At 54.9% G+C, this 15,563-nt stretch carries 16 protein-coding genes; 4 read left to right on the top strand and 12 right to left on the bottom strand.

Annotated elements, in window-relative coordinates; translation table 11 throughout:
* Positions 1-11 precede the first annotated feature (11 nt).
* Positions 12-602 (top strand): DUF721 domain-containing protein, encoded by a 591-nt coding sequence (locus tag ACVWYZ_RS04830; protein ID WP_414374516.1) that lies wholly within the window; start codon positions 12-14, stop codon positions 600-602.
* Positions 603-765: 163 nt separating this feature from the next.
* Here the strand turns inward: ACVWYZ_RS04830 and pxcA are convergent, their stop codons facing one another.
* From pxcA to ACVWYZ_RS04785, 9 genes are all read right to left on the bottom strand, one after another.
* The gene (gene pxcA, locus ACVWYZ_RS04825) at positions 766-2,148 is read right to left on the bottom strand and encodes a proton extrusion protein PcxA (protein ID WP_457466362.1); all 1,383 of its coding nucleotides are present in this window, start codon (positions 2,146-2,148) and stop codon (positions 766-768) included.
* A 180-nt stretch (positions 2,149-2,328) separates the two neighbouring features.
* Positions 2,329-3,732, bottom strand: coding sequence for a glycosyltransferase (locus ACVWYZ_RS04820; protein WP_011432449.1), 1,404 nt, complete (start codon positions 3,730-3,732; stop codon positions 2,329-2,331).
* Between the two features lie 227 nt (positions 3,733-3,959).
* On the bottom strand, positions 3,960-4,076 hold the full coding sequence (locus ACVWYZ_RS04815) for a photosystem II reaction center X protein (RefSeq protein ID WP_414374513.1): 117 nt from the start codon (positions 4,074-4,076) through the stop codon (positions 3,960-3,962).
* Between the two features lie 112 nt (positions 4,077-4,188).
* Positions 4,189-4,545, bottom strand: coding sequence for a ferredoxin-thioredoxin reductase catalytic domain-containing protein (locus tag ACVWYZ_RS04810; RefSeq protein WP_414374512.1), 357 nt, complete (start codon positions 4,543-4,545; stop codon positions 4,189-4,191).
* 283 nt (positions 4,546-4,828) lie between these two features.
* Entirely contained in the window at positions 4,829-5,233 is a 405-nt protein-coding gene (locus ACVWYZ_RS04805) for a universal stress protein (protein WP_011433838.1), read from the bottom strand.
* Between the two features lie 215 nt (positions 5,234-5,448).
* Entirely contained in the window at positions 5,449-6,192 is a 744-nt protein-coding gene (locus ACVWYZ_RS04800; protein ID WP_457466361.1) for an alpha/beta fold hydrolase, read from the bottom strand.
* Between the two features lie 237 nt (positions 6,193-6,429).
* Positions 6,430-8,010: a chlorophyll a/b binding light-harvesting protein gene (locus ACVWYZ_RS04795; protein ID WP_457440521.1), complete on the bottom strand. Its 1,581-nt coding sequence runs from the start codon at positions 8,008-8,010 to the stop codon at positions 6,430-6,432.
* A gap of 48 nt (positions 8,011-8,058) precedes the next feature.
* Positions 8,059-8,568: a flavodoxin FldA gene (gene fldA / locus ACVWYZ_RS04790; RefSeq protein ID WP_414358087.1), complete on the bottom strand. Its 510-nt coding sequence runs from the start codon at positions 8,566-8,568 to the stop codon at positions 8,059-8,061.
* Between the two features lie 56 nt (positions 8,569-8,624).
* Positions 8,625-9,659 carry a chlorophyll a/b binding light-harvesting protein gene (locus ACVWYZ_RS04785; RefSeq protein WP_011431394.1) on the bottom strand — a complete coding sequence of 345 codons (1,035 nt, stop codon included), beginning with the start codon at positions 9,657-9,659 and terminating at the stop codon, positions 8,625-8,627.
* 390 nt (positions 9,660-10,049) lie between these two features.
* Between ACVWYZ_RS04785 and ACVWYZ_RS04780 the strand changes: the two genes are divergently transcribed.
* Both ACVWYZ_RS04780 and ACVWYZ_RS04775 read left to right on the top strand, forming a co-directional pair.
* Positions 10,050-11,282, top strand: a complete 1,233-nt coding sequence (locus tag ACVWYZ_RS04780; RefSeq protein ID WP_011433843.1) for an imelysin family protein — start codon at positions 10,050-10,052, stop codon at positions 11,280-11,282.
* 45 nt (positions 11,283-11,327) lie between these two features.
* Positions 11,328-12,701 (top strand): di-heme oxidoreductase family protein, encoded by a 1,374-nt coding sequence (locus ACVWYZ_RS04775; protein ID WP_457466360.1) that lies wholly within the window; start codon positions 11,328-11,330, stop codon positions 12,699-12,701.
* Here the strand turns inward: ACVWYZ_RS04775 and ACVWYZ_RS04770 are convergent.
* Positions 12,698-13,372 carry a Fe2+-dependent dioxygenase gene (locus ACVWYZ_RS04770; protein ID WP_011431398.1) on the bottom strand — a complete coding sequence of 225 codons (675 nt, stop codon included), beginning with the start codon at positions 13,370-13,372 and terminating at the stop codon, positions 12,698-12,700. The two genes, ACVWYZ_RS04775 and ACVWYZ_RS04770, sit on opposite strands and share 4 nt — an antisense overlap.
* Before the next feature lie 133 nt (positions 13,373-13,505).
* Here ACVWYZ_RS04770 and ACVWYZ_RS04765 point away from each other — a divergent pair, with 133 nt between their 5' ends.
* Positions 13,506-14,393 (top strand): TVP38/TMEM64 family protein, encoded by an 888-nt coding sequence (locus ACVWYZ_RS04765; protein ID WP_457466359.1) that lies wholly within the window; start codon positions 13,506-13,508, stop codon positions 14,391-14,393.
* Here the strand turns inward: ACVWYZ_RS04765 and ACVWYZ_RS04760 are convergent.
* Both ACVWYZ_RS04760 and ACVWYZ_RS04755 read right to left on the bottom strand, forming a co-directional pair.
* On the bottom strand, positions 14,390-14,722 hold the full coding sequence (locus ACVWYZ_RS04760; protein ID WP_011433845.1) for a cupin domain-containing protein: 333 nt from the start codon (positions 14,720-14,722) through the stop codon (positions 14,390-14,392). The two genes, ACVWYZ_RS04765 and ACVWYZ_RS04760, sit on opposite strands and share 4 nt — an antisense overlap.
* The gene (locus tag ACVWYZ_RS04755; protein WP_099884669.1) at positions 14,722-15,498 is read right to left on the bottom strand and encodes an SAM-dependent methyltransferase; all 777 of its coding nucleotides are present in this window, start codon (positions 15,496-15,498) and stop codon (positions 14,722-14,724) included. The genes ACVWYZ_RS04760 and ACVWYZ_RS04755 overlap by 1 nt, the downstream gene beginning before the upstream one ends.
* Between the last annotated feature and the right edge of the window lie 65 nt (positions 15,499-15,563).

The following is a 15,563-nucleotide window of genomic DNA, read 5'->3' as shown; positions in this document are numbered from 1 at the left end:
CTATCGACACCATGTTGCAGCGGTTAGATGAGGTACTGGGAAGCTTTGGCAGCCATCCCCGTTGGGCTGAACTGAAGCAAATGCAAACCCTGCGGCAGCTCTGGCCCGAACTCGTCGGAGAGGCCGTAGCCGCCCAAACCTATCCTCTCAGCCTGCGCCGACAGGTGCTGCAGGTGGCCACCTCTACCCCGGCCTGGGCACAAAACTTAACCTTGCAACGCCAGATCATTCTCAGGAAACTCAACAGCCGGCTACAATCTCCCCTCAGCGATATCCGCTTCAGCTCTGGTGCCTGGCACAAGGGATCCAGCCCGGCTGCCCCCCATCCTGATGCGGAGCTGACCAGCAAGTTTTATGGCGCTCCCCGCCTAGCAGACCAAGATGGACAACGCCCTGGATCCTGTCGCAGCCCCAATCCAAAACAGCCCACCTCCGACCCGAAAGTGGCTTTCGAGCGCTGGGCCAGAGTGGTGAAGCAACAACAAACCCAGCAAAACCTGTTCCCTTGCCCCGCCTGCCGCTGTCCTACCCCTGCCGCCGAATTGGAGCGTTGGTTTGTCTGCGGGTTCTGCCATCGACAATCCTTACGCCCGCCCAGCTAACTCAGGAAACTCGAATTACGGTTGCTTCAAATGGCAATCAAACGATTCGTCAGGTCGATCCCCAACTTCTTTCTTCCTCTGAGAGAGGTTGTGGATGGTTACGGCAGCGGCAAGGAGCGCTTGGGAAGCGTCTCAACCCAGTTTGAAATGCAACTGCGAACCCTTAATCGTTCATAGCCCGATAGGTGGCCACCGAAGACGGCGATACACGGTTTAGATAGCGAAAGATCCAATACTTAAAAAGCGTATCTAGGAAAACCGGAAAAGTAGCAATAAAGCCGTAGATAAAATCGCGGTTCTCCGGTACCCCCAAATGAGCAGCCAAATTACTCAGCAGCACCTCCCAGCCGTGGGGTGAGTGATAACCGACAAACACATCGGTAAAAAGAATGATAATGAAAGCCTTGGCACTGTCGCTGAGGCCGTAGATCAGACGATCCAAAAAAGACTTGAGGACTTCGATTTCCTCACGCCCAATAAAGATAAGCCAGCCAAACACCAGCAGCGAAAGCAAATCAGCAAGGATATTCTTCAATCCTTCCGAGTTCCTACGGCTATATTTTTTCAGCAGTTCCTCTGCCTTCATGGACAGTTGCTCTTCTGATTCCAGATCCCACTCTGGGGGTTGATGGTGCAAAGCTCGCTCAAATTCTATTCTTTCCTTGAAAAACTCGAACTCTGACAGGGCTTTTTCTTGGAATTCGTGGCTTAGAGCCACAATGGCAGGCTCCCGTTGTTGGAAGTGATCCACCAATGGCCCAAACAGAAAGTTTTTCGAGAGGATCTGGGTGAGCAGAGGCAAAACGGCCAACAACAACAGAAAACGAATCGATACCAGTGTGCGAATGCGAGCCTCCCGATACTCTTGGATCAGTTCCTCCTCGGCCTGGGAACTCAGCTCACGGCGGATTTGGCTGGCCGTGCGCAGAATAGAACGGGGCAGAATCGCAGCTTTGGAAGCGACCGGGGCAGCGCCATTGCCGGAGCCTGCCTTGACAGAGACATTAGAAGAACTGGGTTCAGTTGAGGTAGGTTGTTCTGGCGGTTCGAGAGGCTCAGGTGAAGTGGAAATTGAAGCAGAGATGGGCTGGGATTTTCTGGTCGGGCGTTTGTATCGAGAAGTCACCTGATCGATAAACTGCAGTTTCTCCAAAATGGAAAGATCTCGTCTCTGGCAACCATTCTCGGAGTTTTCGCTGCTGCTTTCAGAAACATTGGCCTCAGCGGCATGGAGTTGTTGAGCTTTATCTTGGGCAGAAGTAGGGCCGCTGCCATTTTGCTCGGGATCCGGCAGGCGAGAAAAGGCGCTGCTGGCTCTGAACTCTGCCAAACGCAGATCGATCTGGCGCAGTTGCCGGCGCAGTTGAATTTGAAAGTAGCGGCTGACATTCTGGCCATGTTGCCCGTTGCTGCCGATGGATCCTCCCTGGAAGTATTGATCCTCGATGGCTTTAATGCGCAGGGCAGCCTCATAAGCTTGGTCAAGGGAGCGCAGGGGGGTATTTGAGATCCATTGGCCCAGCCTGCTCAATACGGATTCTCCCATTGCTTGTTCCTGTGGCACTCCCCATCAGGGCCAATCCACACGTTACAGTGATCCAATTGACCAATTATTGTAACGAGTTCTGGGTAGCTGAGCAGGGATCCCAAATACGGAGAAGCACTTGCAAAGACTGGCCCTGCCTCGACAGAAGTACAGACCGGCACCTTTGGGTCAGAGCAAACTTCAGTATCCCTTAAAGCGCTTGAGGGCAAAGCCACAGATCTGCAGCAGCCGCAGCCCCTCTCGCACATGGTGAATGTTGGAGCGACCATAGGTTCTGGGGAAATAGCGCACGGGGATATCCAGGATCTTCAGGGTGCGCTTGGCGGATCCCAGCAACAGGTCAAAATCTCCAAACGGGTCGAAATCCCCCCACTCTTGGCACAGCTTGGCAATCTGCTGGTAATCCTCCCGCCACAGGGCCTTGGTGCCACAGAGGGAATCTTTGATGCGGATGCCGAGAATATAGGAGAGGAGAGCGGCAAAAAAACGATTGGCCCATTGGTTCAGCCGAGGCATTGCCTCCGGTTTCAGGGGGTAGATAAGGCGACAGCCATTGGCAAAGTCGCACCGCCCAGAAGCCACAGCCCGGAAAAACTTGGGCATGTCCTCTGCCTGTACCGTCAAATCGGCATCGAGGATGATCAACACATCCCCTGTAGCGGCAGCCAGCCCCTTGCGCACCGCATCCCCCTTGCCCTTGCCCTCCTGCCGCAGAGCCCGGATATTGCGGATCCCTTGGTATTCCGCCTGCACCCGCTGGATCTCGGCCCAAGTCCCGTCGCTGGAATGCCCCTCCACAAAAATGATCTCGGTGCGGGATCCCATCTCGGGCAAATGTTCCACACAGCGGCGAATGTTGCCCGCTTCGTTCCGAGCCGGAATCACCACCGTGCAGGAAGGCTGCTGCTCAGGGGGGGGATCCCAAGCCGGGTCGGGCTGCAGGCGAGCGATCGTGTACTCTGTCAGGCAGAGGGCGTTGATCCCGGGCAATGGGGCAATCACCCGGTTGATCACAGTCGAAAGGAACGGGATCCGCCGCGGCAACAACAGCCGCTTGCCCTGCTGAATGACCTCGTATCCTGCCAAGTGCAGCAGGTTGGCCACATCGGCTGCCGATAACCAGTTGGCTGCCGGCAGAGGCATCCGTTGCTTGAGAGCGGTTGCCAAGCCCAGAATCGGCTCCCAGAGCGGGTTGTGGTGGGAGAGGATCAGGCGGGTGCGTGGGGTACAGAAGCGGCGCAACTGCTGGAGAACCTGCTGGATGTCGGCCAGGTAGCCCAGGGTATTGACGAGCAAGATCACATCAAAAGGCTCCGCCAAGACGGGATCCCCTTTGTCCAGCGTGTGGGCATCTTGCACCCGGAAATGGAGATGGGGAAACTCTGCCTGAGCTTGGGCAACAATGTCCGCATCCCGGTCGATCCCCACCCCGAAGCTGGGCTGCAAGGCATTGAGCAGGGATCCCGTGCCGGAACCAATCTCCAAGATGCGCAAACCGGCAGGGACAAAAAAGCGATGCAGCCGCTCTAGATCCTCGTGGTAGTAGCGGTTTTTTTGCCGCCAGTAATACAAGGGGTGGGTCAATGCCGGCAAGGGAGCCCCAGGGTGTCGCTAGATTCAGCTTTTGATCATAAGGTGCTATGGATGCTCTGCTGGTCACCCAACCCGGCTGGGTTCTTGACAACAGGGGTGAAGCACTCCGGCAATTGTGTACCGCAGCCACATCTCAGCACCCGAGTCTCCCCCCACCCGGCGACCGCGGTACAGGGAAAAGCGAAGCATCGGCGGGCAGGTGCCGACGAGCAGGGATCTCAGCGACGACGCACTTTATCCCTTTGGCTGACCAAGATGATGGCACCAAAGAGAGTCCCCAGCACAACTGCACCGGCCACCAAGCTCCAGAGGAAGTTAGCAAGTGAGGGAGTCATAAGAGCGTTTCCTCCTCGTGCAAATAACCGTTGCCCAACAGCTTTCCGATTATACCGAGCCCTGTCACCTTTCCAAAGCCTGCCTCTGTTTCCCGACCTCTGCCAGGCGCTGTCATTTGGTGGTTTGGTATTCCAGAGGCACCTCTTGTAAGGTCTGGCTGGTGCCGGCAAAGGGGTTATCCGGCGTCAAAAACAGCATACAGTGACATTCTTTTCGCTCCCGCATGGGTACACAGGGGCAATTCCAATAGCCTGCTTTTGCTTCCGCCTCTTTGTCTTCGTAAAAACGACAGGGACACAGCGGGGCGCCCAACTGCTCTTTGTGCAGAGCCAAGCCCTCGATCACCGCCGTTGTAATTGACGGATCCGAGCAGAAAAAGGTCTCGGAGCGTTTGGCGTAGGTTTCTGCGAAATGCCGCATCAACTCAAAGCTCTTCTGTGAAGACTTGTTGTAACCACGACTTTCCATGACGATTCCCAAAAGTGGAACTAACCGGCTGTTGCTAGCAATGGGGCCCACAGCTTTTTCCAGGGACACTTCCTGAAGTCGGTACAAACGTATGCGGGGCCGGGATCCTACTGAGACCCCCCACAACGTCGGGAAAAGCTGTATCTCGCTCTTCGTTGTACTGCAGACCTCCGGGCAAGACAAAAGATTACGCCCTTGCTGTTACACAAGGCAACACCCAAGCGCCTTAACAAGAGCTGGCCTTGGCGTACTCCAGAGAATACCGTTAATGGGATCCCTCTCCTCAGGGCACGACCAACACTGGGCAGGGGGAGAGATCGATCACGCGGTGGCTTACAGAGTTGTTCTGCCCCTCTCCAGACAGGGTGAGGCCACGGCAGCCCATCACGATCAGGCTGATCTCCAGCTCGTCTGCCACATCACAGATGACAAAAGGCACCTTCCCCTCTCGATACTCACTCTTGACGTTGCTGAGGCCGATTTGATGCAGGCCGGACTCCGTTTGCTTAAGCAGGTTGTGGATGTTTTGCCGAGCTTGCTCGGCTCGCTCCGGGTCAAGCTCCGTATCATCCAGCACAGAAAGCAAATACACTTGGCTCTTGTAGCGCTGTGCTATGTCCGCCACCAAGGGCAAGGCGTGGCTGGTCTCACGCGAGTTATCGATGGGAAAGAGCAGTTTGTCGAACATAGCCGAGGATTCCGCGGTCAAGCCCATTCCCTATCCAAGTTGGGGGCTTGCCCTATTCTATCAATTTTACCGGGAGCTCAATGGCCTCATTCCACCCCTGCCCGTTTTCCTGTTGTCAGGGGCTCCACCTGGGCTGCTTCGCCCTAGCTGCAAACGGAGCTCCTCTGCTGTTTGGATGAGTAGCCATTCTATCATCCCGCGAAAGTCCAGCCGCCCTAAGCCATGCTGGGCTGAAGTTTACGCAATTCCTGCCAAAAATCCATTATTTTCAGATTGACCAAACTTGGAAAAGAATAATGAAAAAAGTGTCGCCCCCCAGGGCAAAACCACATTTGATCCCCTGGCTTTAGGTGGTTTCTCCACTTCTCGAGCGAAGCAGGATCCACAATGGGGTCATCCTTGCTGGCGCAAACCAACATCGGCACCGACACTTTCTGGGCTGGAATCGCTATCACCTGAAATAGGGAGTGAGGTATGGGAGAAGTATCCAAATCTTTAGCCAGAGCATAGGAGAGTGAGCGTGCTCGCCGCTGTTCTGAAGTAGGTAGAAGGCTCTGGGCTATACGCACCAAGAGTTGTTCCCGACTCCAGCAAAAGATTTTTCGCTGCACATAGAAATGGGCATGCCAAGTGGTAGCAGGCCAACCTCCCACGGCCAGCAAGGTCAGAGACTGTACCCGCTGTGGGTAACGGCAGGCAAAAAGATAAGCGGCCACCCCGCTCAAGCCGTGGCCGATAAGATGAACGGGTCGATCCCAAGCTTTGAGATATTCGTATAGCAGCGTGATTACAGTCTCCAGGCTACAAGGCTCATCCTGGGTTTGGTGGTACTCCCAGTAGGCTATCCGAAAGCATTTCCCCAGGGATCCTAATAAAGGCTGATCAAAGAGCTTGAGACTGGGAGAAATGCCCAGATACAGGGCCTCAAAAGCGAGCGCAGAAGCGGAGCTTAAACTCATATTCGCTATTCCATCTCGACTGTTAAAACCATCAAGGCTGCTAGCCAAACAAAAGATCTACAAAGTCCAGTAGCCAGAAACCAACCGGCAAAGTGCGGTTGAACCATGCAATTGTGAACAGTGCAATTGCCATTGGAAAATGCGGCCCAAAGGATCCGAGCCGATCTGGATAGAGGAGAGGGGACAATACCCCTCTCCTTTCTGCAGATCCCCGAACCAGGGAGCCTCAAACCTCATTCACAGCCCAGGCAAAATCTGGGCCAACACGTCCGCACTGTTCAGGAGCATGTAGGCAAACAGGGCACCGCCAACGCCGCCCACCAGAAACCCTCCCGCCAACTGGCTCCAGCCGGCACGGGTGCGCAAGTTTTCGGGCAAGTCCTCCGATCCTGCCGGTACTCGCACCGGCTGAGGGGATCCCTGCGATTCCGCCATCAGTTGCACTCCCGGCGTCGGATAGGCCACCTCTCCATAGGGGGTGTTCACCACCGCCACCAGCCGCGAGCGCGGAAAAGAGACTCGTCCATAGATCGAAAGACAAACCGTTAGGATCAGCACCAGACCAATGGCCGCCAGCGTACCTGCCGTCAGGGCTTGCTCCGAATTCCGCAGCGGACTCAACTTGTAAAACGGCCCCACCAGGAAGTACCCATGGGCCATGCCGATCTCCAAACCGCGCAGGAAAGGCGACAAGCCCTCCCGGTAGATGGGCAGGTTTTGCAGCAGCAGCAGGGTGAGATCGCCCTGGTTTACCGGCGTGTCCAAGTTGCCCACCTGGGGATCTGTGGCTCGCACCCAGCCCCCGCGCTGGAAGTCAAAGCCGCTGGCCGCCGCCCGCGCCCGGATGGCATGCCAGATGTGCCCCGCCAAAAACAGGATCCCCAAGACAAAGTGGGCTGTAGCCAACCAGGTACGGCTGCTTACAATTCCCCTTTCGTCAGCGGCCAGCCCCAGCGGCCCGTAAAAAGCCGCAGGGTAGGCGATCTCATTGACGCTGACAAAATAGGCCGCCAAGATGCCCATGTAAGCCAGGGCCCCCAGGCTGTAGGAGAGGTAGGCTTCGCCCGAGTAGATCAAGACTTGCTTGGCCCAGGCAAAGGGGCGCGTGGCTATGTGCCACCATCCCCCCAGCACGCAGAGCAGGCCCACGTAGATGTGTCCCCCCACCAGGTCTTCCAGGTTGTCCACGGCGGCCATGCCCTGCTGACCCATCAGCGGCGTCAAGTAGGCGAAGATCCGCAGCGGATTGAGGGTGGGATCCGCAACGATCCGCACGCGGCCCAGGTTGGCATCGTACAGCCCTCCCCAAAAGAGAGCCTTGGCCACCAGCAGCCATGCACCCAGCCCCAGCAGCAGCAGGTGGATCCCCAGGATGGTGGTCATCTTGTCGTCATCTTCCCAGTCGTAGCCGAAAAACTCGGCAAAGGTTTTCCCCTTGCTCAGCACCTCTGGTCCCAAAAGGGCATGGAAGATCCCTCCTGCCCCCAGCACTGCCGAGGCAATTAGGTGCAGAACGCCCACGACAAAAAAGGGATAGGGATCCGTAACCACCCCTTCTGCGTTGACGCCGATGCCCAAGCTGGCCAGATGGGGCAACAAAATCAGCCCCTGGCTGTACATAGGTTGATTTGGATCCCAGTGGGCCACCTCGAACAAGGTCATGCCGCCGGCCCACAGCATGATCAGCCCCGCATGGGCCACGTGGGCCCCCAGCAGCTTTCCGGACAGATTCACCAAGCGAGCATTGCCCGCCAGCCAGCTCACCTGAGGGGATCCCTCAGCAGAGGTAGGCGATGAAGATAGAACTGCGCCAGTCATGACAAACTCCCACAGTATCCACAACAAGCTAAGAAGCCGAGTTTGAGATTACAGATTGAAGAGTGTTTTGAGTTTGGCCGTCCACTCTTTAATTCGTTTTTCCGTCAGCTCCGGCTGATTGTCTTCATCCAGAGCAAGGCCGACAAACTCGCCGTTAACCACTCCCTTGGACTCATTGAACTCGTAGCCTTCTGTAGGCCAGGAGCCGACGTTTTTTCCGCCGCGCTCGGCAATTTTTTGGGCCAGGATCCCCATGGCATCTTGAAAGTTGTCGGGATAGCCCAACTGATCCCCAACTCCAAAATAGGCTACCGTCTTACCGGAAAAATCGATTTCATCCAAATAGGGGAAAAACCCATTCCAATCGGCCTGCAGCTCCCCGATATTCCAAGTTGGACAGCCGATGATTAAGTAGTCGTACCTATCAAAGTCCTCAACCGTGGCCTCGGCAATGTTGATCAAATCTACATTGTCTTCGCCCAGCTCTTTTTGGATCATCTCAGCGGCTCTCTCGGTATTTCCGGTTTGAGTGCCGAAAAATAGACCTACTTTTGCCATTGCTCCTACCTCGAAACTGCAAGTGCAAAGCTCAAAATCAGATGGCTAGATTGCCGTTAGGCCTGCTGCGCTGCAAGTTCTACTCTGCCGGTACGGAAATTGAACCCTCGCGCTTTCAGGGCATGGAACAGGTGGCCCTGAAGGAAGAAAAAGGCCAGCCAAAAATGGGCATTGGCCAGCCAAACCCTAGATGTGAGAGCTCCCCCTTGCTCAAAGAAGGGATAGCGATCCAAGCCCACCTGCAGCAGCGGCCCATAGAAAACTTCGGGATAGACCACTGGGTTAACGGCAACGAAATAGGCGGCAATAAATCCCATCAAGGCCAAAGCTCCCAAGCTGTAGGAAAGATAAGCTTCCCCAGACCAGATAAAAATCCGTTCTGCCCAGGCAAAAGGCTTGGTCGCGATATGCCAAACCCCACCTGCCACCAGGAGCAAGCCCAGCCAGAGGTGGCCGCCCACCACGTCTTCTAAAGTGTCCACCCCGGCGATCCAGTGGCGCCCTTCTATGCCCAACAGGTGGCCAAAGGGGTTCCAGTTGGGAGACACCAGGCGCACCTCTCCTGCCACCGGGTCGAACAAGCCGCCAAACACCACTGCCTTGAGCACCAAAAGCCAGGCTCCCAATCCCAGCAGCACCAGGTGGATCCCTAGGATGGTGGTCATCTTGTTTTTGTCTTGCCAGTCGTAGCTAAACAGGGGAAAGGCTTTGGGATCCAGCACCGCCGGCCCGCGCAGGGCATGAAAAATGCCGCCAAACCCCAAAAAGGCAGAGCTGATGAGGTGGATCGCTCCCACCGCAAAGTAGATATCCGTATCCAGGACTTCCCCGCCGGATCCCACCCCCAGCCCCAAGCTGGCCAGGTGGGGCAAGAGAATCAGCCCCTGCTCATACATCGGTCGGCTGGGGTCAAACTTGGCCAACTCGATCAGGGTCATCGCCCCTGCCCAGAGAACGATCAGCCCGGCATGGGCCACATGCGCCCCCAGCAGCCGGCCAGAAAGATCGGTCAAACGGGCGTTGCCCGCCCACCACGGGATCTGTTGTTGCGAGCTAGATCCCCCTTCTTGCTTGAGTGTCGTCGCTGTCATCTCCGCTCCTCTTGCGTTTCTAAACAAGCTTTTCTAGGAAAAGGCCAGAGACCTTGCCCCAGGCCCGCCTCTGGCCGCACGGACACATCCTTTCGAGACACGTAACCAACTGTTGAGAGTAAATCTCAACAGCGAGCTGTGACCTACTCTAGGCTTCTTGCAAACAAATATCAATGTCTTTAGAGTTAAGTTTTGTTAAGAGTCGGACTTGTATCCGCCCATAGCCCCACCTGGGGAAGCTGCAGATGGAAGCTGGCCCGCAGAGGGACGAGCCGGGCGATCCGGTGGCAGCCGGTGATAAAAATCTCTCCCTTCTTAAGATTGAGTCGCAATAGCTGGATTACAATCAAGCCAAAGTTGGCCAAGTCGAGGGCAAAGGAGTCGGAGGAGATGTCGAGGTATCTGAAGCTGTGGACGGGGATAGGGCTTTATGTTCTGGTCAGCGGGGCCGCTTGCGGGGAAACCCAAAAGGATCCCTCGGCTGCGGGCGGCGGGGATCCACCGGCCCTGAGCCAGGCTTCGCCTCAGCAGGCAGCTCAAATGAACCCGGAGTGTCGGCCTATCCCGGTGGATGGCGGCGGCGAGGGTGGGGAAGAAGGGGCAGGCTCTCGCCGGCCAGCCGTTGTGCTCTCTCCTGAGCAGCGGTTTCAGGATCGGCAGATTTTGCTCGACTTTGCCGATCAGGTGGTGATCCCTGCCTATGAGCAGTTGGTCGCCGATACCCAGGCCCTGTCTCAGGCCATCCAGGCCTTCGTGCAAGATCCCAATGCCCAGACTTTGCAAGCGGCTCGCCAGGCTTGGTCTGTTGCCCGCATCACTTGGGAGGAGAGCGAGGCTTTTGCCTTTGGGCCGGCGGCTTATTTGGGGCTGGATGCGGATTTGGACGAATGGCCCCTGAACGAGGTGGAGGTGCTGGAAGTTCTCAACAGCGGCGATCCCCTCACTCCAGAGACCGTGGCCGAGTTGGAAAGCGGGCAAAAGGGATTTCATGCCGTGGCCTTCTTGCTCTTTGGCGTGGATAACAACAAGTCTTTGCAAGACTTTACCGAGCGGGATCGGGAGTACTTGGCTGCCCTTGGCCCAGTTTTGGCGGATACGGCGGCAAAGCTGCTCAAAAGCTGGACAGAGGGAGTGCAAGGGCTGCCTGCTTTTCGCGAAGAATGGGTAAAAGCCGGCGAGGGCAGCAAGAGTTATCTCACGCTGCAAGCTGCTGCTGAAGAAATAGCCCAAGGTATTCTCGGCATGTTGGACGAGCTGGGCAAGGTCAAAATTGGCGAAGCCTTCGCCCAGCAAAATCCTTTTCTGCTGGAAAGTCGCTTTGCCCACCATTCGCTGCCGGAGTTCCAGGCCAATGTGCGCAGCGTTCAGTATGCTTACTTGGGCGGATTTAGAGATAGAAAAGGTCGTGGCCTGAGCCAATTTGTCCGGGACATCAATCCCAATTTGGATAGTCAAATTCAGTCGGAGTTACAAGCAGCGGCGGCGGCTCTCCAGGGGATCCCTGCCCCTATCGAAAAAAGCCTTTGCGATGCCAATGCCCGTGGATCTATTACTGCCGCTATGGAAAAAATTGAAGACGCTTTCGACAGCTTTGCTCAGGAAGTTGTGCCGCTCCTGCAGTAGTAAGAAAGTCCCAAAAGAGCTGAGTTGCCGATATTTTGATAGCCGATGCGTCGTCTTCTCCAGATTTTCATGCTGGGATTGGCCTCTCTTTGGGCGGCGAGCTTTCTGGCTTTCCCCGCTGCCCCAGAGGGATCCCAGCCATTGCCCCCTCGAGCGGGTGGCGAAACAACCCTTTGGAACCGCACCTCAACAGCCTACGAGCAGCCGGCTCCCAACTTGGATCCCCGCTGGGCCAGGTTGCATGCCCTGGGGGACATCGCCTTTGAGGCTCGCTTCGTCACCGCTCCGGCGCCTGTTAACCCCGGCCTTGGGCCTCTGTTCAACAACAACTCCTGCGCCGGTTGTCATGTTAAAAACGGCCGAGGTTTTCCTGACAAGGGGCAGCGGGTCGTCAGAGTCAGCCAGGTTGGATCCCTGGATAGAAGCGGGGATCCCCAGCCTTTTGGATGGGAGGCCATTGCTCCTCATAGCAACACTCCCCCTGTGGCCGGCATCGGCACGCAGGTTCAAGAAAAGGCCGTTCGGGGCTATCGGCCAGAGGCCAAGGTGGAGTTGCACTGGGTAGAGCAGACCAGAGAGTACGCCGACGGAACTCCCTACAGGCTGCGTTCTCCTGTTGTAAAGCTGTTAACTCTGGAGGGATCGCCCATCGATCCTGTCCTCATCTCCCTGCGGATCCCCCAGCCGGTGTTTGGAGCGGGCCTACTGGAGGCCGTTCCCGCTTCTAGGATCCTGGCAGCAGCCGATCCTGACGACGCCGATGGGGATGGCATCTCTGGCCGCCCCAACTTGGTTTGGGATCAAGAGCAGCAGCGTCTGGTGCTGGGACGGTTTGGTTGGAAAGCCAATACCCCCAACCTCAGGCAACAAACTGCGGCCGCCTACGCCAACGACATGGGTGTCACGAATCCTCTTTTTCCGGCCGCGGATGGCAGCCAAGATATCGACGAGGCCACTCTCCAAGCGACAACCGTTTACGTGCAAACCCTGGCCGTGCCTGGCCGCGCCCTTTGGCAGGATCCCCAAGTTCAGCGAGGGGAAAAGCTCTTCGTCCAAGCCCAATGCGCCAAGTGTCACCGACCAGAGCTACAAACCGGCATTCATGAGATCCCTGCCCTGGCCAACCAAGTCATCCACCCCTACACCGATTTGCTGTTGCATGACATGGGCGAAGGACTAGCAGATGACCGCGCTGACTTCGAGGCCACGGGCCGAGAATGGCGCACCCCCCCTTTGTGGGGCATCGGCTTGTCGCAGACAGTTCTGCCCTCCTCCGGCTATTTGCACGATGGCCGCGCCCGCAGCCTCGAGGAGGCCATTCTCTGGCATGGGGGAGAAGCTGAACGCTCCCGCGAGATCTTTAAAAATATGGCTGCTGAAGACAGAGAAGCCCTGCTCTATTTTCTTCGATCCCTCTAGAGCTCTGCCCATTTCCGCAGCAGGTTCGCGTAAACTTTGGAGATCAAATCAAAGTGGCGTGTCTTGCCCGATTCCTGAAACATCTGCTGCCGCACAGTCTGTAAATCAAAGAGGATCTCGCGTTCTTGCGGATCCCTAATTAGGCTTTGAACCCAACTGACGGCAGCATAGCGGATCCCACGGGTTACAGGCTCAACTCGGTGCAAGGTGGAAGCAGGATAGAGGATCAAAGCACCCGCCGGCAGCTTGTAGGCTTGCTCCCCCTCGCTACTCTCGATCTTCAGCTCACCGCCATCATAGTCTTCAGGGGCACTTAGAAATAGCGTAAAGGAAATATCCGTGCGCATCAGCTGATGCCGATCGAGCATCAGCGCATCGTCGGTATGAGTGCCATAGGACATTCCCGCTTCGTAGCAGCTAATTAAAATGGAATGAATGAGCTTGGGCCGGGCAGCCATCTGGAACAACAAATTACGCTCTAGAGCTGCCAAGATAATCTCCTCTATCTTCCGTTGCTGAAGGGATCCCTTTGGCATTTGCCTATTGTTTTTGACAAGCCTGGCATTCCAGCCTGCCGTCAGAGCACCATCCACAAATTCAGCATCGGCTATGAGGGACAGAATCTGTTGCAATTCTGCTAAACTAAGAACATCGCCAATACACAAGATCATTATCAACCTCTAAAAAGCAAAATACATGACACCTTCTACACTAGCAAAACAAGCCTTATGAAAATCATGCCTACTTCGAGCATCCCTCGGAAACCTTAAGCATCTAGCAGAGAAAGTAGAGATCTTTTGCCCTATGCAGCCACCTTCTGGTATTCGACAAAAAGAGCTCTGCGAGCTATTGGGCTTAGACTACAAGGCTGTTGCCACCGAGGCAAAGCGTCTGGGCTTGAGCACACATGCCTATCTGCAACAGAAAACAGGTTGGATCCTGAAGGATGAACTCTATTATCCGCCCGGCACTACCTTTGACAAGTCAGCAGATGGCGAGTCAGTAGGATCGTCCCCTACCCCCTCAGAGGATTTGTCCTCTAGCAGCAAAATCAATTCCAGAAAAAGGAAAGACATCCTCTCACTGCTGTTGTTGCTTGTTGTCCTGTTAGCTGCCATCTTGCTGGCCCGTCGCTTAGATCCAGAGGCAACTCGAGAATTTATAGCAAAACTAGGCCCCTGGGCACCCCTTGCCCTGATTGGATTACGCTCCCTGAGTATTATTATTCCTGCCATACCCAGCACCCTTTACTCCATCTTGGCAGGAGCCCTCTTTGGATTTGGATCGGGAATCCTTTACATTGCAATTGCTGATTTTATCTCTTGTACATTTAACTTCTACCTAGCCAGAAAGTTTGGTAGAGACCTAGTACAGCGAGTAGTTGGGCGACAATGGATGTACAAAGTCGATGCCCTTTCAGCTAACTATCTGGAAAACAATATTTTTCTTACAGCTGGTTTTTTAATGACGGGCCTATTCGACTTTGTCGCCTACGCCGCCGGCCTAACCCAAATAAAATGGCAGAACTTTCTTCTCGCCCTAGCTTTGGGCATTGCCGTCTCTACACCCCCAGTAGTGGCTCTGGGGGCAGGGATCCTAGAGCAGGAAAGGTGGCTGCTGGGCTTTGCTTTGCTGGGAATGTTTGCTTTGGCGATGTTAAGCGGCTGGCTGAGTAAAAGGCGGCGTTCTTAACTTGCCTTTGATAAAGTCAGAACAAAAGCAAGGTCAGCAGTGGCTTCTAACTCATGGGGAACATTTGCCGAAATTAAGACAAATATGCCCGGAGATAGAGAGATCTTCTCACCTGCAAGGGTTAAGACTCCAGTTCCTTCAATGACGTGGAGAGTAGCGTCCCTTGTGGAGGTATGCTCGGAAATACTTGTGCCTCCCGCCATACAGAAAAGAGTATGTTGGCAGACTTCACTTTTCCAAATGATCTTGCTGAGAACTCCTTCCACAGAATAAGCAATGTGATCTTTGAGCTGCAAAAAAGGTGACTCAGGGGAGACAAGAGACATCATTAAGCCTCCTTCTTGGCAATCAGTATGATGTAGCCTAGGTTATTTCGATATCGGCTAAAGATTTGCTTCATAGATAAGATCCGCTGCCGGATTACAGGACGTGTAAGCACATTCCACACCATAGTTAAGAGCGTCGGCAATCCTTCCTCTGTAGCAATAGCAACGGGATTGAGCAAAGTTAAGGGGCCGGTGGCATACTGGACAACCGTAAGATTTGCTTGCTGAACAGTTGCAAGCCAGCTGTCAGTAGATAAAGGATTGGCATTGACATGGATTACGGAGGATAACTCCTTGCGGATAGCGTCGCTGTTGGATCCCTCAACTCGCAGCTCATGGCTGAGGAACTTACCCCCTGGCTTGAGGCAATTGTAAATCCCTGACAAAATCTTAGATTTTCCTGCATCGGACTGCATTGTTAAAATAGCTTCCGCCAAGACATAGTCAAATTTCTGATCGATTTGATCTAGGTGAAAGATATCGCCCTCGAGGATCTCAACTTGGCCGGCTAGCCCTGCTGCAGAAACATTAGCGCGAGTGTGAGCAATGTTATCTGGATTTTTCTCAATGCCGGTAACATGTATGCCATAGCGCTTTGCCAATCGAATAGCCGTGTAGCCAAGGCCTGAGGCAAGTTCCAGCACAGTTTCTCCTCGACGGAACTCGGCAAACTTGAAGAGCCGTTCGGTAGCGCCAAAGCCCCCCGGTCGAAGTGCCTTTTTACCTGCCGCAGCCAGTACCTGGTGTCCAGGTGCATTTTTTGAGTCCAGCTTAGACATAGGTAACTCCAAAAAAGATACAGCCTTTTAATTTAAAATAGGGTACAGGTATTCAAGAGGAAGGA

The organism is Thermostichus sp. MS-CIW-37, from assembly GCF_054060065.1.
The sequence above is the reverse complement of the archived record's forward strand: the minus strand, read 5'-3'. Positions and strand labels throughout refer to the sequence as shown.